Annotated in this window: 18 protein-coding genes; 9 read left to right on the top strand and 9 right to left on the bottom strand. The window is 69.0% G+C overall.

Annotation, left to right across the window (positions count from 1 at the left end; translation table 11 throughout):
• Window position 1: 1 nt before the first annotated feature.
• From AC1VNH_RS15405 to manA, 5 genes are all read right to left on the bottom strand, one after another.
• Entirely contained in the window at window positions 2-1,411 is a 1,410-nt protein-coding gene (locus AC1VNH_RS15405; RefSeq protein WP_483112411.1) for a DUF5719 family protein, read from the bottom strand.
• Window positions 1,408-3,327, bottom strand: a complete 1,920-nt coding sequence (locus tag AC1VNH_RS15400) for a hypothetical protein (RefSeq protein ID WP_483112410.1) — start codon at window positions 3,325-3,327, stop codon at window positions 1,408-1,410. The genes AC1VNH_RS15405 and AC1VNH_RS15400 overlap by 4 nt, the downstream gene beginning before the upstream one ends.
• Window positions 3,246-4,277, bottom strand: coding sequence for a glycosyltransferase family 2 protein (locus AC1VNH_RS15395; RefSeq protein WP_483112408.1), 1,032 nt, complete (start codon window positions 4,275-4,277; stop codon window positions 3,246-3,248). Before AC1VNH_RS15395 ends, AC1VNH_RS15400 begins: the two co-directional genes overlap by 82 nt.
• 74 nt (window positions 4,278-4,351) lie before the next feature.
• Window positions 4,352-4,678 (bottom strand): WhiB family transcriptional regulator, encoded by a 327-nt coding sequence (locus AC1VNH_RS15390; protein WP_274287571.1) that lies wholly within the window; start codon window positions 4,676-4,678, stop codon window positions 4,352-4,354.
• A 168-nt stretch (window positions 4,679-4,846) separates the two neighbouring features.
• The gene (gene manA / locus AC1VNH_RS15385; RefSeq protein WP_483112406.1) at window positions 4,847-6,010 is read right to left on the bottom strand and encodes a mannose-6-phosphate isomerase, class I; all 1,164 of its coding nucleotides are present in this window, start codon (window positions 6,008-6,010) and stop codon (window positions 4,847-4,849) included.
• Window positions 6,011-6,051: 41 nt separating this feature from the next.
• Between manA and AC1VNH_RS15380 the strand changes: the two genes are divergently transcribed.
• From AC1VNH_RS15380 to AC1VNH_RS15365, 4 genes are read left to right on the top strand one after another with little or no spacing between them, the layout of a single operon-like run.
• On the top strand, window positions 6,052-7,461 hold the full coding sequence (locus tag AC1VNH_RS15380; protein ID WP_483112405.1) for an O-antigen ligase family protein: 1,410 nt from the start codon (window positions 6,052-6,054) through the stop codon (window positions 7,459-7,461).
• Entirely contained in the window at window positions 7,458-7,688 is a 231-nt protein-coding gene (locus AC1VNH_RS15375) for a hypothetical protein (RefSeq protein ID WP_483112404.1), read from the top strand. The genes AC1VNH_RS15380 and AC1VNH_RS15375 overlap by 4 nt, the downstream gene beginning before the upstream one ends.
• A gap of 23 nt (window positions 7,689-7,711) precedes the next feature.
• The gene (locus AC1VNH_RS15370) at window positions 7,712-8,764 is read left to right on the top strand and encodes an O-antigen ligase family protein (RefSeq protein WP_483112403.1); all 1,053 of its coding nucleotides are present in this window, start codon (window positions 7,712-7,714) and stop codon (window positions 8,762-8,764) included.
• 44 nt (window positions 8,765-8,808) lie between these two features.
• Window positions 8,809-9,810 carry a glycosyltransferase family 2 protein gene (locus AC1VNH_RS15365; protein WP_483112402.1) on the top strand — a complete coding sequence of 334 codons (1,002 nt, stop codon included), beginning with the start codon at window positions 8,809-8,811 and terminating at the stop codon, window positions 9,808-9,810.
• A 3-nt stretch (window positions 9,811-9,813) separates the two neighbouring features.
• On the opposite strand, the gene AC1VNH_RS15360 is transcribed toward AC1VNH_RS15365, so the two are convergent.
• Window positions 9,814-10,335 (bottom strand): hypothetical protein, encoded by a 522-nt coding sequence (locus AC1VNH_RS15360; protein ID WP_483112401.1) that lies wholly within the window; start codon window positions 10,333-10,335, stop codon window positions 9,814-9,816.
• A gap of 101 nt (window positions 10,336-10,436) precedes the next feature.
• Here AC1VNH_RS15360 and AC1VNH_RS15355 point away from each other — a divergent pair, with 101 nt between their 5' ends.
• From AC1VNH_RS15355 to AC1VNH_RS15335, 5 genes are all read left to right on the top strand, one after another.
• A complete protein-coding gene (locus AC1VNH_RS15355; RefSeq protein ID WP_483112399.1) occupies window positions 10,437-11,636 on the top strand; it encodes a nucleotide sugar dehydrogenase in 1,200 nt (399 codons plus the stop codon).
• On the top strand, window positions 11,633-12,385 hold the full coding sequence (locus tag AC1VNH_RS15350; protein ID WP_483112398.1) for a glycosyltransferase: 753 nt from the start codon (window positions 11,633-11,635) through the stop codon (window positions 12,383-12,385). The genes AC1VNH_RS15355 and AC1VNH_RS15350 overlap by 4 nt, the downstream gene beginning before the upstream one ends.
• A 3-nt stretch (window positions 12,386-12,388) precedes the next feature.
• Window positions 12,389-12,721, top strand: a complete 333-nt coding sequence (locus AC1VNH_RS15345) for an NAD-dependent epimerase/dehydratase family protein (protein WP_483112397.1) — start codon at window positions 12,389-12,391, stop codon at window positions 12,719-12,721.
• A complete protein-coding gene (locus tag AC1VNH_RS15340; protein ID WP_483112396.1) occupies window positions 12,718-13,416 on the top strand; it encodes an NAD-dependent epimerase/dehydratase family protein in 699 nt (232 codons plus the stop codon). The genes AC1VNH_RS15345 and AC1VNH_RS15340 overlap by 4 nt, the downstream gene beginning before the upstream one ends.
• A 71-nt stretch (window positions 13,417-13,487) precedes the next feature.
• Window positions 13,488-14,012: a GtrA family protein gene (locus tag AC1VNH_RS15335; RefSeq protein WP_483112395.1), complete on the top strand. Its 525-nt coding sequence runs from the start codon at window positions 13,488-13,490 to the stop codon at window positions 14,010-14,012.
• Window positions 14,013-14,039: 27 nt separating this feature from the next.
• Here the strand turns inward: AC1VNH_RS15335 and AC1VNH_RS15330 are convergent, their stop codons facing one another.
• The 3 genes from AC1VNH_RS15330 to AC1VNH_RS15320 form a co-directional block, all read right to left on the bottom strand.
• Window positions 14,040-15,683 (bottom strand): hypothetical protein, encoded by a 1,644-nt coding sequence (locus tag AC1VNH_RS15330; protein ID WP_483112393.1) that lies wholly within the window; start codon window positions 15,681-15,683, stop codon window positions 14,040-14,042.
• On the bottom strand, window positions 15,680-18,034 hold the full coding sequence (locus AC1VNH_RS15325) for a hypothetical protein (protein WP_483112391.1): 2,355 nt from the start codon (window positions 18,032-18,034) through the stop codon (window positions 15,680-15,682). Before AC1VNH_RS15325 ends, AC1VNH_RS15330 begins: the two co-directional genes overlap by 4 nt.
• A gap of 115 nt (window positions 18,035-18,149) precedes the next feature.
• On the bottom strand, window positions 18,150-19,898 hold the full coding sequence (locus AC1VNH_RS15320) for a glycosyltransferase (protein ID WP_483112390.1): 1,749 nt from the start codon (window positions 19,896-19,898) through the stop codon (window positions 18,150-18,152).
• Window positions 19,899-20,028: the final 130 nt, after the last annotated feature.

Raw genomic sequence — 20,028 nt, 5'->3', positions numbered from 1 at the left:
CTCAGGGGCGGACGATGATCTCCGACGCCGCCGCATCCGCCGGCCACACCGGGAACGCGCTGATCGCACCGTCCGCGAGGTAGCTCACGGACGCCCGGACCGGATTCGAGGTCTCGATGCGGTACACGGCACCGGGCTGGACCGGCACGGATGCGGTGCCGCCCGGCGCGACGCTGACCCGTTCGGTCTGGGTGGCACCGCTCAGCGGCGTCAGCACGACATCTGCGGAACCGACCGTCGATCCCGCCAGCACCAGCAGCGGTGACGGGCCGTCCGGTACGGCGACGACGCTCGGGGCGACGATGGACTCGACCGCGGTGTACCAGGCGAAGTCCGCACCGTTGCCGAAACTCGTCGTCTGCCAGACGGCGCTGACGACGGCCGAGGTGGCCTCGACGCGCACGGTGTACGTACCGGCCGACAGACCGGCCAGGTCGAGCTCGGTGGGAAGATCCGCGCCCAGGGGAACACTCTGCGTCAACGCGATGCGGCCCGTGTCGTCCTGGACGGTGACCGCGGCCGTCGCATCGGCGCCCGGAGCGAGCAACCGCAGAAGGGTCGTCGCGCCGGCGGAAGCCGCATCGACCGCGCTCTGCGGAACACGCACTCCGGGAATCACCTGCTGCGTCGCGGAACCCACGATCGCGCCGCTCTGCTCGATGCCGCCGGTCAGCAGGGTTCGGGACAGGCTGGACTGCAATGCCGCAGCGACCGGCGCACCCGAGGCGGTGACACGCACCACGGGAGCACCCTCGCCGACCGCGAGCGCGGCCAGCGGCACGAGCCGTTGCGTGTGGGCGTCGACGCGGAGCCCTCTTCCCGACGGCGGAGTGGAGGCGCCGGTCGCGCTGTACAGCGTCAGATCGACGGTGGCGGCGACATCCGAGGGGTTCGAAAGCAGGATGACATCCGCCGAGCCCGTGGTGGTCGCCCCCGCGACGAGCCACGACTCGATGAGCGGGGGCTGACACGCGGCGGCGGCGAAGCCGCGAAGATCGTCGGCGGCTGCCGAACCGCTCGAGGATGCGGCCGCGTCCGATCGTGTCGCGTCCACAGGCGGAGCGACGAACACGGGGTGCCCGTCGGAGCCGACGACGTCGGGATCGCTCGGCTCCGTCGCCTGCTCGAGCGTCGCGCCGTCCGATCCCGACACGGTGGCCGTCGGCGCCGCGCTGGTGATCTGGCCGGCCTGCGTGGCGTCACGTCCGAGAGCGAGCAAGGGCCCGGCACAGGCGAGCACCGTGTCCGCCGGCGTGGGCGTCACGCCCACCGCGAGCGGCTCGTGTGTATGGGTGGGCCAGTTCGCGGCCACACCGACGCCCACCGCCCCGACCATCCCGACGGCGAGGGCCGCACCGACGACGAGCCGCGTACTGGTGGCGGCCCAGCGCCATGCTCGCTGCCTGCTCATACCTGCTCCTCCCGCGAACGCGGTCCGACGATGCGTGGAGTGCGGCGAGCCTCACGGCGCGACGATGCGGTGGGGAACGAGAGCAGCAGGGCGATCGCGACGACCACGAGCTGCACCGCCCCCACGGCCCACCCCTGACGAACCAGCTCCGCGCTCGGCGCGGGCCGCGCGGCCACATCCGTCGTCACGCGCCAAAGCGTGCCCTTGGGTGTCGCGCCGACGACGTCGAGATCGTCGCGCTGATCGAGGGCCGTCTGGGCCGAGAGGCGCAACGCGCGCGCCGCGTCGCTTTCGTCGGATGTCTCGGGAGCCACGACGATGAAGCGGATTCCGGCGGCCGCGACGCGTGCGACGACGTCCTCCGAAGTCGAGGTCACCAGATCGGCGGTGAGCTCGGCCACTTCCTGGTCGGATGCCGAGGCGACCGAGCGGGTCGCATCCAGCGTGGAGCCGCCCGACAGCGTTTCGCTGCCGCCCCACACGACCTGGGCGGCGACGGAGCCGTCGGCCAAGGGTGAGAGCACGATCGTGCCGACATTCGAATCGTCGCGCCCCTGCGCTGCGACGTAGGCGGGAAGTGTGGAGGGCGAGCCGCTCTGCAGTTCGCTCTGTCCTCTCCCCATCGCGGTGACCGAGGGGACGGCGAGGACGGCGAGGGTGCCGATGACGGCGACGGCGCCGAAGACGCGCAGTCCACCGGCGCGCGCCGGTACGCCCGAGTCGAGCGTGAGGGTCGCGGCCGCGACGATCCCCAGCCACGCGAGACTCAGCGCCGCACCCGGCCACAGTGCCACCGGAGTGCCCCGGGTGTCGACCGACACGGCGAAGCCCACGGCCGCGAACGCCGTCGCGATGCCCAGGAGCGCGGTCACGAGCAGCACACCGGCCACCATCCACCGCGGGGTCAGCAGGGACAGCAGCGCGAGCACCGCGAGGGGTGCGACGAGCACGACCACCGCGGTCACGAACGGCGCGATGGCCGTGGATCCGAGCAGACCTGCCCAGCCGGCGAAGTCCGTGCTCGGGAAGCCCGTCGTCAGCGCGAAGCGCCCGGCGGCGTCGGCTCCCGCCTGCGGTCCCGCCCACACCGGTCCGGGGTCGGCGACCAAGCCCCACACGGTCCCGCCGTGCAGCTGGGCCCAGATGAGGGGGGCGAACAGTGCCAGCGCGGGCACGCCCGTCCAGACGATCTGTCCCGCCCCGCGACCGCCGCGCGCGACCACGACGAGCATCATCGCCAGCATCCAGATCAGGATGAGTGCGGGAGCCAGCGACGGCGCGCACGCGAGCACGCCCGCCAGGAGCAACGACGCCGCCCCTGCAGCCGCCCATGACCGATGGGCCACCGCGCCGGCGTAGAAGAGCCACGGCAGCAGCAGGTGCACGATGACGCCCGTGGGGCGGCCGTCGACGAGAGCGGACCAGAAGGTCGGCGCGAGCGCCCAGGCGACGGCGGCGGTGTTGCGAAGCAGCGAGCGGGATGTGAGGCGTGTGGCCGCGAACCAGCCTCCCAGTACCGCGAGCGGCAGTGCAGCGAGCCACAGCACGATGAGGATCCGCGACGGATCCGCCGGCCAGAGCGAGCCGAGCAGCGCCACAACGGCAGCGAACGGATCTGCCGGTCCTGCAACGCCCAGCCCGGTCGCACGGGAGCCGAATGCGGCGTCCGCCCACAGCTGACCGAGTGTCGCCCGCAGCGGCTGGAGCGCGCCGCCGCCGAGAGCGGGCCATGCCAACAGCGCGGGGAATGCAGCCGCCGACACGACCAGCCCGGCCAGCACGAGCCAGGCGCCGCCACCCGTGAAGAAGTGCAGCTCGCCGCGCACCGGTCGGTTCATCGCGTCGGCGTCGGCATCGGCGTCGAAGCGCTGCCGGAGCGTCGATCTGGTGATGCGCAGCAGGGAGGCTGCGACCACGCGACGCTGCGCGAGCGGCGGATGACACCGCGGGATGCGGCGATCGCCCCCCATCGGAAGAACGCCACGATCGAGGCGCCCCATTCGGGCAGCACGCGCGAGGGCTGCTTCGCCACCAGCAGCGCCGCCGCACGCCAGAGCGCCAGCGGGATGAGAGAGAGCAGGTGCAGAGGCACCGCCGCGGCGGGTGCATACGTCAGGCGGCGGTGGATCTGGGCCAGCCGGCGGGCGTAGGCGCGACGGCGACGGGCGCGCCGCGTCGGGGCGGCGGGCAGGCCCGCGACACCGTCACCGGCGACCGCCACCCGCGCGGCGGGCACGAGACTCACCCGGTGACCCGCCAACCGGGCGCGCACGCCGAGATCGAGACCCTCGTCGGCCCCGCCGAGAGCAGGGTCGACGCCGCGGAGGGTGCGCCACAGGTCGGCGCGCACGAGAAGCCCGCGCACGTCGGCCCCGAGAACGTCTTCGTCACCGTCGTGCTGGCCCTGATCGAGTTCGTCCTGAACCATCTCGACGGCGCGGCCGAGCGTCGTCATCGTCACACCCAGCGACGCGATGCGGGCGGGCTCATCCCACTCCACCAGCTTGGGGGCGACCACGGCGACCGAGGGCGCACGCTCGAGGCCTGCGAGCAGGCGTTGCAGAGCCTCCGGCTCGGGTGCGGTGTCCTGGGCGAGAAGCCAGACGAACTCGCCGCTGATTCGCACCGAGGCCAGGCGCACCGCATCGGCGAACGACGTCGAGGCGCCGGCGGTGATCACGCCTTCGGCGCCGGATGCCGTCACCAGCTGCGTCAGAGCGGAGTCTCCGCCGCACAGCACGATGGTGAGCGCGTCGACCCTGCGGGTCTGTGCGGCGAGGGCGGACAGCGTGCGCTCGAGATGCGCCGCTGCGGCCGTACGCCCTTCAGGGCGCACGACGAGGAGAGCGTGGACACGGGCCGACATGACTGAGTCAGCCTAAGCACGAGTTCGCGACACGCGAGGTGCACGCGCCGCAATCGGTGATCTCGATGGGCCGTTCAGCTCACACGACGCTTGAGTTTGCGACGCTCGCGCTCGCTGAGTCCGCCCCAGATCCCGAACCGCTCATCATTGCGCAGCGCGTACTCGAGGCACTCGTCGCGAACATCGCACGTGGTGCAGATGCGCTTCGCGTCGCGGGTGGAGCCGCCCTTCTCGGGGAAGAACGCCTCAGGGTCGGTCTGCGCACACAGTGCATCCGTCTGCCACGCCAGCGGATTGTCGTCGTCGACGGGAGCTTCGCGGCGAACGCCGGGGACCCCGAGGAAGACGGGATCGACATGCCAGTTGTCGGGAACGCCTGAGCGGTACGGTGCGCTCGCCATGTGCTCTCCCCACGATCTCGAATCACGCCCCGCGGTGGGCGGGTGCCTAAATTACACAGGTGTGATTCGCGGAAAGCAAGTCGCTGATCGTAAACCCTCAACCCGCGCTTTAATCTTCACGACGCGCCGACGGCGTGTCGATGGAGCGGATTCGTTACGAGCCGGCGATCAGCGTCCCGGCATTGCGAGGAACAGCTCCCCGGTGCCAGTGACCTCGAGGTGCTGCTCGTCGGGCGTGGCGAACGCCGCGGCACCGGGCGCGAGTTGCACCCGCGCATCCCCAGCCGACACCATCGGCGTGCCGACGGTCGCCACGGCGATGGCGGGTCCGCGAAGGCGGACGCGACGCACGTCGCCCTCGTCCACCGTCACGCGCAGCAGTTCGAAGTCGGTGATCCCGGGCGCGAAGACGTCGACGCCCGGCTCCCCCACGATCGCCGGCAATGTCGGCGCCTCGCCGGGTGTCGTGTCGAGGATGCGCAGCAGCTCGTCGACGTCGATGTGCTTGGGCGTGAGACCGCCGCGCAGCACGTTGTCGCTGGCGGCCATGATCTCTACCCCGAGGCCGGAGAGGTATGCGTGCAGCACACCGGCAGGGACGAAGATCGCCTCGCCGCGCGCAAGCACCACGTGGTTCATGAGCAGCGCCACCACGACGCCCGGATCGGACGGGTACGCGTCGGCGATGCGCGTCAGTGCGGCGAAATGGTCGGTGGGTGTCGTCTGGGCCGCCTGTCGCACAGCGGCGATCACCCCGTCCACGACGCTCTGCGCCTGGCCGGAGAGCAGCCAGCCGAGAGCGTCGCGCAGCGCGGAAGCTTCGTCGGACCCTTGCAGCGCCCGGTCGAGAGCCGTCACGCCCTCGTTCTGGACGAGGGTCGCGAGGATCTCCCGGGTCGCCCCGAGGGGACGCAGGCCGGCAAGCGCCTCGAAGCGGTCGCTGACAGCCACGATCACCTCGGGCTTGTGGTTGTCGTCCTTGTAGGTGCGGTGCGCCGCATCCCGCGGGATGCCCGCCGCTTCCTCCCGCGCGAAGCCTTCCACCGCCTGCTCGCGCGAGGGATGCACCTGGATCGACAGGGGCGAGCCCGCGGCGAGCAGCTTGAGCAGATAGGGCAGTCGCGTCGCCGGGCCCGCGCCGGGCTCCTGCGCATCGAACCACGCATCCAGCGTCACCCCGAGGGAGGGCAGCTCGGCGGGCGAGCCGGGGTGGTCGCCGAACCAGACCTCGGCTTCGGGCACGCCGGAGGGCTCTCGGCCCTGCAGGTCTGCGATGAGATGGGAGGATCCCCAGGAGTAGTCGCGGGGGACGTTGGTCAGCTCGGCCAGCACACCCCCAGCCTAGAAGGGTCGCGGGCTAATCTGGGGGCATCATGGCCGTCCGAACCCAACACCCGGCGGGTCCCGCCCCCGCGCCGCCGGTGCGCGAGCGCACGGGACACCTGCTGCTGCGCGCGTGGTGCGTGTTCGTCGTGTTCCAGGCGATCGCGGGCACCGCATGGACGCTGGCCTTCGGGGTCGCCGCGTCGACCGTGATCGTGGTCGCCACCGCGGTCGTCTCCCTCGTGGTGTGGCTCCTGCTCCGACCGCCGGTCGACGTGCGGCGCCTGCCGTGGTTCGTCCTCGCCTACGGCGTCTGGGCGGCGGCCTCGCTCATCTGGTCCGCGTGGCCGGGGACGACCGGCACCACGCTCGCGCTGTGGCTGATCACGACGGGCCAGGGCATGTTCGTTGCGGCGATGCTCACCTGGCGCGAGATCGTCGCGGCCGTCTCGGCGGCGCTGAAGTGGTCGCTGGGGCTGTCGCTGGCCTTCGAGCTCGTCGTGTCACTGCTCGTGCGCCGCCCCATCCTTCCCGGCGGAGTGCTGCCGGAGCGGGGGGTGAAGTACGACCCGATCGTCTACTGGTCCCGCAACAACCTGTTCGATTTCGACGGGCGCATCCAGGGCATCCAGGGAAACGCCAACCTTCTCGCCGTGGTCGCGCTGCTCGGGCTGATCGTCTTCGCCATCCGCTGGGCGGCGCGTGCCGAGCGACGCTCCTCCGCGATCATCTGGATCTCGATCGCGGCGCTGTTGTTCGTCCACGCAGGTTCCGCGACCGCCTATCTCTCGGCGGCTGCGGTCGTCGTCGTGCTCGTGACGGTATTGCTCATGCGAACCGTCACCAGGCCGGGCGGGCGCACCGTGTACTACGTCGCGTACGCCGGGGTGGCGCTCGTCGGCGCCGCGATCCTCTTCTTCGCTCGCGACACGCTCTTCACCGCCCTCGGCAGGTCGGCCGATCTGACGGGACGCGAAGGCATCTGGGAGCAGGTGCTGGCCAGAGCCGACGAGCATCCCCTCATCGGATGGGGCTTCGCCTCGCCGTGGCTGCCGTGGGACAGCCACTTCGACGGCTGGATCGTCGACCACGGCGAGACGGTCATGCAGGCGCACAACATGTGGATCGACGTCTTCCTGCAACTCGGGGTGATCGGTGTGCTCCTGATGGCGGGCGTCTACGCGACCTTCATCTGGCGCGCCTGGTTCTTCGCGATCGACCGCCCACGATGGGACCTGCGCGATGACCGCCCGTACTCGCCCTTGACGCTGCTGCCCACCCTCGTCGCCACCGTTCTGCTCGTGCAGGGGCTGGCCGAGTCCGGCCCGCTGGTGGTGTGGGGCTGGATGCTCATCGTGCTGCTCGGAGTCAAGGTGCGCCAGTCTCCGTTGCTGGGCGTCGGCCCCGCGGAGACGTCGTGGCGCATCGAGCGCGGCGACCCCGTGACGGATCAGGGATGATCGCCGCCGCTTCCTCCGGCGTGGGCGAACTGCTGCGCTCGGCCCGGATGGCACGCGCCTTCACCCTTCTCGTCTTCGGCACGACCTTCGGCGCCTTCGCCATCGAACGTCTCATGGGCCGGGTGACCTACGTGACGATGGTCGCGGGGCTCTGCGCTCTCGCCGTCGCCATGCTCATCGCGCGCCGCGGGGCTTGTCACCGCTGCGGCTGGCATCCGCGACCCTAGCCCTCTTCCTCGGATGGACGCTGGTGAGCGTCTTCTGGTCGACGGACCATCCGAAGTCCCTCATCGGCTGGGTGGCGCTGGCGGCACTCTCCCTGCTGGGCGTCACGATCGCTCACGTGCGCGACACCCTCCAGACGGCACGGGCGCTGGGAGATGTCATGAGGTGGCTGCTCGCCATCTCTCTGGGCGTCGAGATCCTCTTCGGCATCCTCATCGACATGCCCTTCCCGCTCTTGGGCGTGCAGGGGCTCATCGCCGAGCTCGGACCCGTGCAGGGGATCTTCGGCACCCGCAACGCGCTCGGCTTCGTCGCCGTGCTGGCGTTGATCACCTTCCTCGTCGAATGGCGAACCTCGTCCGTGCGCCCCGGTGTCGCCGTGTTCTCGGTGCTCCTCGCGGGCGGTCTGGCCGTGCTCAGCGACTCCCCCACGGTGATCGTGATCGCGCTGATCGTGGGACTTGCGACGCTCACGCTGATGGTCGTGCGCCACACCCGGCCCGAGTCGCGGCCCATGCTGCAGGCGACGCTCGCCGGGATCGTCGTGGTCGCCCTGGCGGTCGCCTACGCCGCCCGCGGCCCCATCATCGCGATGCTCGGCGCCGGCAGCGACTTCTCGACGCGCGCGGATCTGTGGAACACGATCCTCGACTACGTCCGATATCACCCGGTGCAGGGATGGGGCTGGTACGGCACCTGGTCCACGACCGAGTTCCCGTTCCTCTCCATCAACGTCAGCCTCGGCGAGCGCCACGCATCCGCACTCAACGCCTACTTCGACATCCTCCTGCAGGTGGGATGGTTCGGGCTGCTGCTGTTCGCCGGGTTCTGCGTCGTCGCACTCGTGCGGTCGTGGCTCGAGGCCAGCAACCGCCGCGCCGTGGTGTACACCTGGACCCCCCTGATCCTCACTGCACTGCTCATCGATTCCGTGTTCGAGAGCTTCACCCTCTTCGGATACGGATGGCTCCTTCTCGTCGTATGCGCCAGCCGCGCCGGGCAGTCGCGCTCCTGGCGCGACCGACTCGACAGCGGCGACCCGATGCCGACCGTCCTTCCGGAGGAGCCTGGCCACTGAGCCCGCAGTCGGCTCGAAGACGCCCGGGGTAGGATCAGGTCGCTATGGCCGCCGCATCCGAGAGTCCCGACGTGCCCACCCAGACCCCGTTTGATCCCGCATCCGCCACGATCGTGGTCGTGACGTACAACCGCTCCGCTCTGCTCACACGGTTGCTGACCAGCGTGGCATCGATGGATCCCGCCCCTGGTCACCTCGTGGTGATCGACAACGCATCCACCGACGACACCACCGAGGTCGTCGAGCAGTTCCGGCCGCACCTGAACACGCAGGTCGTGTACCGCCGTCTGGAGTCGAACACGGGCGGCTCCGGCGGTTTCAGCGAGGGCATGCGTACCGCCTACGAGCTCGGATCCGCGTGGATCTGGCTCATGGACGACGACGTCGAGGTACTCCCCGACGGTCTGGCCCGCATGGGAAAGTGGGCGCCGCGGTTCAAGAGCATCCAGGGGCGGCGCTACGACTACGACGGCAGTGAGTTCTACTGGCAGTACCGCGTGGCCGACCGCATGGGCATCCCCATCCCGTTCGCCCCCGCCGGCTTCGACGCGTCCGGATTCAAGGAGATGAACTCCGGCTGCTTCGAAGGCATGTTCATCCATCGCGACATCGTCACGCAGATCGGCCTCCCCGATCCGCGATTCTTCATCTACTGGGACGACCAGCTGTACGGCTGGCTGGCGTCGCGCGTGACGACCTCGGTCATCGTCGACGAATTCGTGTTGCGTCGCACGCGCGAGATCAAGCAATGGGACATGGGCATCCGCCACATGAACGCCTCGAGCGACGCGTACCGCTACTACATCATGCGCAACCGCGCGTACATCAAGCGCTACTATCGCGAGCTGGGTGTCTACAACCCGGTCCTGTTCGCCGCGGGCACCGCCCTGACCTTCGCCAAGGAGATCATCCGACTCCTCGTCGTGGAGAAGAAGTTCACCGGTACGCGCCACCTCTTCCGCGGGCTCCGCGACGGACGCAAGATCGCTCGGGACCGCTCGTGGCGACCGATGCCGGCTCTGTCGTCTTCGGAACCCGCGCGGTAACGCTCACTTCCGGTAGAGCTGGAACTGGCTCTCGGCCGACGGCGAGCTCTCGTCCACCGGGATGAGGTAGCTGACGGCGATCCCGTTGGGCCCGCTCGCGGAACGGCTCACGTACACGTCGTCGACGACGACACCGCCGTCAGCCCACCCCTGCGCCACGAAGGACTCGATCCAGGCGTCGCCCGCAGCCCGGGCGGACCCCGAGGCGAACAGCGAGCACGTTGCCGGTGCGCCCGCGGCGACGAGCGGACCGTTCTGAGCCGTGAACTCCTCGGGCGTCTCGGAACGGGTCACCTTCACGTCGGGAACGGCGACCGTCCAGCATCCCGGGATGGCGTCGGCCGACGCCGTCGGAGTGGCGGTCGGCTGACCGGCGGTCGATGTCGCGGAGGGAGCGGGGGCGGCGCTGGATGCGGACCCGGAGGGCGTCGTCGAGCTGGCGGGACCCGGCTCGGGCGCGCAGGCCGTCAGTGCGGCGGCGAGCACGACGGCAGCCGTCAAGGCGATGCGGATTCGATAGGCCATGGCCTCAGCCTACGAGCCGATGATCGACATCCGCGCGCATGAAGCGCCGGCGAGCGTGGGGTATTCTTGTGAAGTTGTCCGGCACCGGTGGGAGAGTGTAAATGTCGTTCGAGAATGATGTGGTCGTCGTCGGGGGCGGGGGTCATGTCGGTCTTCCGCTGGCTATCGCGCTGGCCAGCCGGGGTAAGCGCACCGTGGTCTACGACGTCGCCGAGAGCGCGGTCGCGCGGATTCGCAAGGCCCAGATGCCGTTCATCGAGCCGGGCGCGGACGAGGTCCTCCAGAAGGTCGTCGCCGAGGGCATGCTGACCGCCTCAACCGACCCTGCGGTCGTGGCGACCGCCGAGAACGTCGTGGTCGTCATCGGCACTCCGGTCGACGAGCACCTCAACCCCGACCCGAATGCGATTCCCCGCGCGCTCGCGACCTGCGCCCCGTACTTCCGTGACGGACAGCTCCTCGCGCTGCGCAGCACGATCTACCCCGGCGTGACCGCCCTCGTTCGAGACATGGTCGCCGGAATGGGTCTTGACATGGATGTGGCGTTCTGCCCCGAGCGCATCGCCGAGCACAAGGCCATGACCGAGCTGTTCGAGCTGCCCCAGATCGTCTCCGGCTACACGCCCGAGGCCGTGGCTCGCGCGGGCGCTCTCTTCCGGTCGTTGACCGACTCGATCGTCGAGCTCACGCCCGAAGAGGCGGAGCTCGCGAAGCTCTTCACGAACACGTGGCGCTACATCAAGTTCGCCGCGGTGAACCAGTTCTACATGATGGCCAACTCCAAGGGCGTCGACTTCGAGCGGGTCCGCGCGGGCCTGACGCACGACTACCCCCGCGCCCAGGACATGCCCGGTGCCGGATTCGCCGCGGGACCGTGCCTCTTCAAGGACACGATGCAGCTCGCCGCGTTCAGCGACAACACCTTCCAGCTGGGTCACTCCGCCATGCTCGTCAACGAGGGACTTCCCCTGTACATCGCGAGCCGCCTCGACGAGAAGCACGATCTGTCGACCAAGACCGTGGGCATCCTCGGCATGGCGTTCAAGGCGGGGTCTGACGACATCCGATCGAGCCTGTCCTACAAGCTGCAGCGCGTTCTCCGCTTCAAGGCGCGCGAGGTCATCGCGACCGACCCCTACGTCCCCGAAAGCGTGGACTCGTCGCTCCTGCCGCTGGAAGAAGTGCTCGAGCGCAGCGACATCCTCATCGTCGCGACCCCGCACAGCGAGTACCGCGAGCTCGCGACCACCAAGCCGGTTGCAGATGTCTGGAACCTGCTGGGCAACGGGGTGCTCATTTGACCGCCGACCTCCGCGTCTCCATCGTCGTCCCCGCGTACAACGAGGGCGATGAGATCATCCCGTTCCTGCATCGCGTGGCCGCCACCGTCACCGTGCCCTTCGAGATCCTCGTCGTCGTCGACACCGACTCCGACACCACGATCCCGGCGGTGGAGTCCGTGACCGCGCTAGACGATCGCGTCCGAGTCATCGTCAACACCTACGGCCGCGGTCCGGCTCACGCCATCCGATACGGATTCGATGCGGCGCGCGCCGAGACCGTCGTGGTCACGATGGCGGATGGCAGCGACGACCCGCGCCAGATCGACGAGCTGACCGAACTGGTGGAACGCGGCGTCGTGGTCGCGGCGGGCAGCCGCTATATGGCCGGCGGTCAGCAGATCGGCGGCCCCCGGCTCAAGCGCACCCTCTCCCGCGTCGCGGGACAGTCGCTGCACCTGTTGGCCGGCATCGGCACACGCGACGCGACGAACTCGTTCAAGGCGTACAACGCGGAGTTCGTGCGCACGGCCACGATCCAGTCACGGGACGGGTTCGAGATCGGACTCGAGCTGACCGCGAAGGCGCGCCGCGCGCGTCTTCCCGTTGCCGAGCTGCCCACCATCTGGCTCGACCGCACAGCGGGAGAGTCGAACTTCAAGCTACGCAAGTGGATCCCCAAGTACTTGCGCTGGTACTTCTTCGCATTCGGCCGCCCCTTGTCGGTTGAGAACCTCGCAGACGCCGCTCGCGGCACGAAGGGAAAGTAAGTCATGGAAAAAGTGCTCGTCACCGGCTCGGCCGGATTCATCGGCGGCTACGTCGTCGAGGAACTCCTCCGCCAGGGCTTCAAGGTCGTGGGAGTCGACAACTACTCGAAGTACGGCCCCGTCAAGAAGTCGTACGACGACAACCCGAACTACGAGCTGGTCATCGCGGACGTCCTCGACACCGAGCGCATGACCGAGCTGCTCATGGACTGCGACCACTTCATCGCGGGCGCAGCTTCATCGGCGGTATCTCCTACTTCCACACGTACCAGTACGACCTCATCGCCGCGAACGAGCGCATCATCGCGTCGTCCTGCGACGCGGCCATCGCCGTGAAGAAGGCCGGCGGGCGACTGAAGAAGGTCACGTACATGTCGTCGTCGATGGTCTTCGAGTCCACCGACCGGTGGCCGTCGAAGGAGGGCGACGAGCTCATCGTCCCGCCGCCGCTGTCGTCCTACGGCTTCCAGAAGCTCGCCGTCGAGTACTTCGCGCGGGCCGCGAAGGGCCAGTACGACCTCGACTACACGATCCTGCGTCCCTTCAACTGCGTCGGAATCGGCGAGTCGCGGGCACTCGGCGACGTCGAGATCCACTCGGGCAACGTCCAGCTGGCGATGAGCCACGTCGTGCCCGACCTCGTCCAGAAGGTGCTCAAGGGCCAGGACCCGCTCCACATCCTCGGTGAGGGCAACCAGGTGCGTCACTACACGTACGGCGGCGACCTCGCCCGCGGCATCGTGCTGACGCTGAACCACCCGGCAGCGCTCAACAACGACTTCAACATCTCCACTCCGGTCGGCCACACGGTCACCGAGCTGGCGGAGATCATCTGGACCAAGATCAAGGGCGCCGACGTCCCCCTGCGCCTGGAGCACGACGAAGCCTTCGAGTACGACGTGCAGAAGCGTGTGCCCGACGTCACCAAGGCCAAGGAGGTCCTCGGCTTCGAGGCCACCACGACCCTCGAGGACATGCTCGACGAGGTCATCCCGTGGATCGAGAACGCGATCTCCGAAGGCACCATCTGAGTCAGTGCGACGGCGCCGGGCAATCTGCCCGGCGCCTTCCGCTTTCTCCGACATCCACGAGAGAAGTCGACATGCGTTGGCCCGACACTCCCCATCTCCGGGACTTCCTCATCCGCAACATCCGCAGAGGCGGCATCTTCCTCGCCATCGGCGGACTCGGTTTCATCGTCGATGCCATCGTCTACAACCTGCTGGTCTTCGGCGGCGGCGACGGCATCCTGCACCCGCAGCCGCTGCTGGCCAAAGTGATCGCCGTCGTGGCCGGCCTGATCGTCACCTACGGCGGCAACAAGCTCCTGACCTATCGCGATCGCAAAGTCTCCGTGAGCCTGCGCCAGATCACGCGTTACGCCGTCGTGAACGTGCTGGCGATCCTCATCCAGCTCGCGTGTCTGGCGTTCTCCCGCTATGTGCTCGGATTCGATTCGGCGCTCGCGGACAACGTCTCAGGCACCTTCATCGGGCAGGCCGTCGCCACGGGTCTGCGCTACGTGCTCTACACCCTGTGGGTGTTCCCGCACTCGCCCGACGTGGACCCCGTCACCTACATCGAAGAGCATCACGAGCCCTCGCCTCCCGCGCATCGGGCGGACTGACCCGCTCCCCCGCCGGCGTTCGACGACTCAGCGCTGCGTCGCAGCGAGTCCGTCCGCCGAGATGCACGTGACGCCGTCCGCATCGAGCCGGATCCGTGCGTCGGGGCTGAACGTGTCCAGGCGGTAGGTCCCCGCCGCGGGGAACGGGATCCGTGTTCCGAACCCCTGCACATCGCCCTCGTTCGCGATGACTCCGACGACGCCCCCGTCCGGCACCGACACCGTGTCGGTCGAGGGGTCGATGTCGATCCACCCTTCGGCGCCGGCGCGGCAGTTCGCCGTCGACACCGCGGAATCCACGGCGACCGGCGTGAGCAGAAGGTTCGTCTTCGCCGAGAGGAGGTCTTCGGCGGTGAAGGGCACCGGGGTGAACTGCCCGCGCGCGACGAACGATCGGATGTCGGTCATCGTCAGCGTGGGCGCCACCATCGCGGCGGGAGTGCGCGAAGCGATGGTGCTCGATCCGTCGTCGATCGTGAGGGCGGCGGAGATCGTCCGCTCGACCGTGCGCTTCATGCCCGCGTCGTTGCGCCCCGTGACGACCGTTCCGGCTGCGTTGTAGGCGATCAGTGCCAGCAGAATCGCCACGACGAGCGTACCGGCAGCGCGGCTACGGCCGATGAGCGCCGTCAGCAGACGCCCGATGAGAGGGACCGCGAGCGCGGCGTAGACGTACACGTAGCGTCCCGCCGAGGCGTTCTCGACGCCGAGGCCGACGCGGGTGAAGGCCGTGAGCGCGGCGAAGACGAGACCGGCGAACACGAGCGCATACGCACCGCTGCCGGCACGGAGGCCGTTCCGACGAAGATCGAGGAGCACGCCGATGCACAGCGCGATCAGAATGGCCGAGGCCAGCGCGGGGAGCGGGATCGCCTTGCCGAGGCTGTCGACCAGGCCGTGCGCCGCGAACTCGGGGACCCTCAGGAGCACGTCCGACAGCGAGCGCGCTCCGAACCCGTCCTTACCTGTCGTGCCGCGGGCGAAGATCAGATACCAGGTGCCGTAGCACACGGCCAGAACGCCCGCGGGTACGATCGCCGCACGCCACCCATGCCGGTAGACGACCAGGAGCAGCACAGCCAGCACCATCGGCAGGCCCGTGCTCGCGAACCCGACGCCGATCAGTAGGAGGAGGGTGATCCCGACGACGTCACGGGAGCGGAGCGGATCGCGAAGAGCGAGCAGGACCGCCGCGATACCCGTTCCCAACGGAGTGATGAACCCGACTTGGAACGCCCACAGGGTGTTCTCCGTGCCGGGGGCGAGAACGCCGAACACCACCGGAACGACCAGGGCGAGCACGGGGGCGACGCCCATGCGCATCATGAGACGCCACAGCATGTGCACCACGAACAGGTGAGCTGCGAAGGTGAGGAGCAGGTACGGCCAGTAGGAGTGGAGGCCCGCCACGGACTTGACGAGCGTCGTCAGCAGCTGCGGGAAGAAGCTGAGATGCCCGTTGTGCGGGACGAGAAGATCCCATTCCGCGCGCTCGGCCAGGAAGTCCCACTCATCGAAGAAGAACCACTGTCCCCGCCCCGCGACCACCAGCACGCCGAGGATGGCGACGAGACTGACCGCATGGGCGATGAACCAGCCGAGCGGAAGGCGCCCTCGCAGGACCAGGCCTGCACGTGATGACGAGGAGACCTGGTCTTTCGGTGTCGTCATCGGCGCACGACCGTCGCACAGCCCAGAGAGGGGTTGTCTCCCGAGGGCGTGTTGATCGCGTACGCGCACACCTGATGTGTGCCGGCGGAGACGGGCACGACGGTACCGAAGGCGTGCCCCGCGCCGAAGCCCGGATAGGCGGCCGCGAGGTCGTCCCGCGCACCGTCTGCCAACACGGATGAGGCGAAAGCGCCGTCCACGTAGATGTGCACCCAGATCGGCCCCTTCGTATCCGGGTCGACCGCGTGCCCGTACACGCCGAGCCCGGTTCCCACCGTTTGCACGTTCTCGAGGGCGCCGCGCGGCGCGCCGCTCACCGTCGTCGAGAAGCAGCCGAGTTGCGTGTTTGTGTTGCCGACGCCGATGTTCAACGCGTACGCGCAGACCTCGTGCGTTCCGGGCGAGGCCGGGAACGTCACGCCGTATCCGTGGTTGTCACCGTAGTCGGCCGGGATCGCGCTCACATCGGGACGGGGGACGTTGGCGCCCGTCCCGGCGGCGAACGCGCCGTCGATGTACACGTGCACGGTCACCGGGTCCGCCGTGTCCAGGTCGTACGCCCATCCCCACACGCCGATCGAGGCGAAGCCGGGCTGACCGTTCTCGACCGCGCCGACGGGGTTTCCCCCCACCACGACGTTCTGGCAGGACAGCGTGGTGTTCCCCGTCCCGGACCGCGTGTTCAGCGCGTACACGCACACCTGATGCGAGCCGTTCGTCGCGGGCACGGTGAAGGTGTATCCGTGATTCGGGCCGTACGTGCCGAAGATGCCGAGCTCGGTGGACGGCGCGTTCGCGAGCACACCGGTCGAGAACTTCCCGTCGACGTAGACGTGCAACCAGACGGGGTCCGTGGTGTCGGGGTCGACGGCCCACCCCGACATGGAGAGCTTCTGCAGGCCCGTCGTCGTGTTCGTCACGGCACCGATCGGGTTGCCCCCGGAGGCGGCGTTCCAGCATCCGAGCTCCGTGTTCGAATCCCCTGTGCCCACGTTCAACGCGTACACGCAGAGCCGATGGGTCCCCGCGGATGCGGGCACGGTGAACCCGAAGCCGTGGCGATTCCCGAAGCCGGGATAGGCGGCGGCGACGTCGTCCCGGGGCACGTCGGCCAGGTAGCCGCCGGCGAAGGCGCCGTCCATGTAGACGTGCACCCAGACCGGGTCGCTCGTGTCCCGGTCGAGCGCATAACCCCATACGCCCAGCCCGCCGGGCTGAGGCTGGATGTTGTCCACCGCTCCGACGGGGTTCCCGCCGCCGGCTCGCACCGTGGAGCACGTCAGTTGTTTGTTGAAGCCGCTTCCCACGTTGATGGCGTAGATGCAGACCTGCCTGTCGCCCGGCGCGGCGGGCACTGTCAATGCGAACCCGTGATTGTCGCCGAGCCCGAAGCGCGAAGCGACGCCCGGCCACGGCTGGTTCGCCGCGGCGCCTTGCACCATGACGCCGTCGACGTAGACGTGGACCATGACCGGATCGGGGGTGTCGGTGTCGACCACCCAGCCCCAGATCCCGATCCCGCCCGGTGCGGGCTGCATGTTCTCCACACTGCCGATGGGCGAGGAGTCGGTGGGAGATCCGAACCAGTCGTAGTACATCCGCCAGAAGTTGCGGTTGCCGTAGGCGGAACAGCCGTCACCGGAGCCGTAGAGGTTGGCCAATGCGGCCGCGTTCGGCTGGTACGGGGTGTAGATGTACAGGTTCGCCGTGGCCTGGTTGCGGATGTTGAGAGTCGTGCCGCCGCAACCGGTGTTCGGGTTGTACTGCACGTACGACGGGCCGATCTTGTACCGCCACGAGTTCGGCGTCTTGGCGTACTGACGGAACTGCCAGCCGGCGGAATAGATCTGGGTGAAGAAACCCGAATAGGCCGCATCGCACCCCTGCGGGGTGTCGGGGCAGTTCGCGCCGGTCGCGTACTGGTAGCCGCGCGCGGAAGGGTTCGTCACCAGTGACTGTTCCTTCTGCACGAGCACGAGGAAGACCTTGGGCGAGATTCCGCACGCCTGGGCCACCTTGCTGATGATGCGCGCAGCAGACTCGTTGGCTGCGCCCGCATAGGCACCGCACTGGTTCGTCCCCGCCGCCGCACGGGTCTGCGTGTTCTGCGTGTAGTTCGCCAGACACGGAACGCCGTCACGCGGACTGCACGCCGTGCGGGTCAGGAACTGCTGGATGTCCGCCTCACTCATGGAGTTGGCGTCATAGAAGTTGGCGTCCGAGATCAAGTACTCGGGATCGAAAGCACCGCTGGGGGCGGCGACGGCACTCGGCGCCGGCGGCAGCGCTACCAGAGCGCCGCACACCACCAGGAGTGCGGCGGCAAGCGCAACGAGTCGACGGGCCCGCATGAATCTCTCCTTCGTCACGGCCCGCGGGTCGTACGAACTGCGGACCTCTGCACACGAGCATATGCGCGAGCGCTCCGTGACGCCCGTACCGTAGCGCAAAACGAACCGTGTCTGCTCATCCCTTCCGAACCGGGAAGAGCCTCTCTCTCCAGGCGAGGTAGTCAGCGGTGAGTGCCTCGAGCTCCGCCGCCGACCCTCCCGTGAGCGTCACACCCACCGGAGCGTCGCTGCTGGCAGGTCCGACGAGGACGTTGAACGCTCCCGCGCGGGGAAAGGTGGCCGCCTGTGCGGAGAAGCCGACGACGACATCCGCCAGCGCGTCGCTCCAGTGCACTCCGGATGCGACCCGCACCGTCTCCTGTCCGAGCTGCGCGAGCGTCGCGGCGGCGTCGTCGAGCGCCGCGGGCGGCGCGGCGTCCGTCAGCAGGAGCCAACGCAGGCACGGGATCTCGTGTCCGTCGGGTCGTCGCACGCGCTGCGCCGGGCGCACCACGTTCGGGTCGGCGACGAGGATCGGAACGTCCTCGGAGAACCACAGCGGCCGCATCCCGTCCAGCTGCATCCCGATCTCGGCATAGTGATGCGCGTCGGAGGCGGGCATGCGTCCCGCCCACCGGGCGAAGAATCTCACGCGGTTCATCGAATCGTGCGTGCTCCGGCCCGGCGAACTGCCTTCCGGATGCACGGCCACCGCCTCCGTAACGACGAGGTAGCGGTCCGCATCGTCCCGCCGAAGCCGCAGGCAAAGATCGACGTCCTCGTACCCGTTCTCGAACTCTTCGTCGAATCCGCGAGCCGCCACGAGGTCCGTCGCTCTGAGCGCCATCACGGCCGCTGTCACGGCCGCGAACGAGACGTCTCGCATTCTCTCCGCATCCTCGCGCGGGTGTCCCGCGAGGAAGTGCCAGGGCAACACCCCTTCACCGAGGAAGACCGTTCCCGCGGCCTGCACGCGGTTGCTGCCCGGGTACATCAGCAGCGGCTGCGTGCCGCGCACGGTCTGGTCCGCGCGAAGCGGTGCCACGAGGGGGCCCGCCCAGCCGGGGTCGAGGACGGCGTCGTTGTTGAGCAACAGGATGAACTCACCGGTGGATTCCGCGATGGCGCGGTTCATACCGCCCGCGAAGTTGGTGTTCTCGCTGCATCGGATGATGCGCACTCTTGGCTCCGCCATGAAGAGGGCGAGAAGGTGACGCAGCACGGCCAGCCGGGACCCGTTGTCGACGACGACGACCTCGACATCGTGGTCCGGCGCTCCGCTCAGGGCCGCCCGGACGGCCTGCACGGTCATCCGCCAGTCCTGGTACGTGGGAACGAGGATCGAGATCCGGTCGGCCACCCGCACGGAGACGGCCTCCTCGACCGCGCTCCAGTCCACACCCGACGCCTTGCCGACGTTGGGAGCCGTGCGAATGCGTTCCTCGACGGCCGCGGTCAGTTCGGCGGCGACCTGCGCGGGCGTGCGACCGTCGGGCAGGTCGACCGAGCGCGTGCCGTCGAGAACTCCGAGCAGATAGTCCCGCGTCACCCCGATCGGACCGTCGGGGTCGGCGACGAGCGGCGCGGTGGAGGAGTGCAGCTGGCCCCCCTCGATGAGCCAGCGCTCACGCCCCAGCGGGTCGTCTCGATCCGTGTTGACGTTCTCGTCCCACCACTCCGGCTCGATGAAGGGATGCATGGCGAGCCCCGCCCGCCGCCCCTCGTCCACGTAGTGGCGGCGCGCCTCCTCCAGGGACGCGGGACGCTCCTCGGGGTTCAGCTGGGCGCGGTAGTACGCGAGGTCGAACAGGCCGAACCGGACGAACTCCTCGGACGGATCCCGGCGAGTCGTCTGAAGGCCGGGCAGGACGTGAGCCGCAGCCACTCGCCCGCGTCTGATCGCCGCCTCCCGCGCGCGCTTAATGAGTGACAATCCGCACCACCTCGTGTGACGAACGCGAGCAACCGCCGCTCGGGCCCGCCGCGCTCCAGCGTAGCGGTCGGCTTCGATTGCC

It is taken from the genome of Microbacterium sp. KU4F (assembly GCF_056868075.1).
Note: the sequence above shows the minus strand (reverse complement) of the source record. Positions and strands in the feature narration are given on the sequence as shown.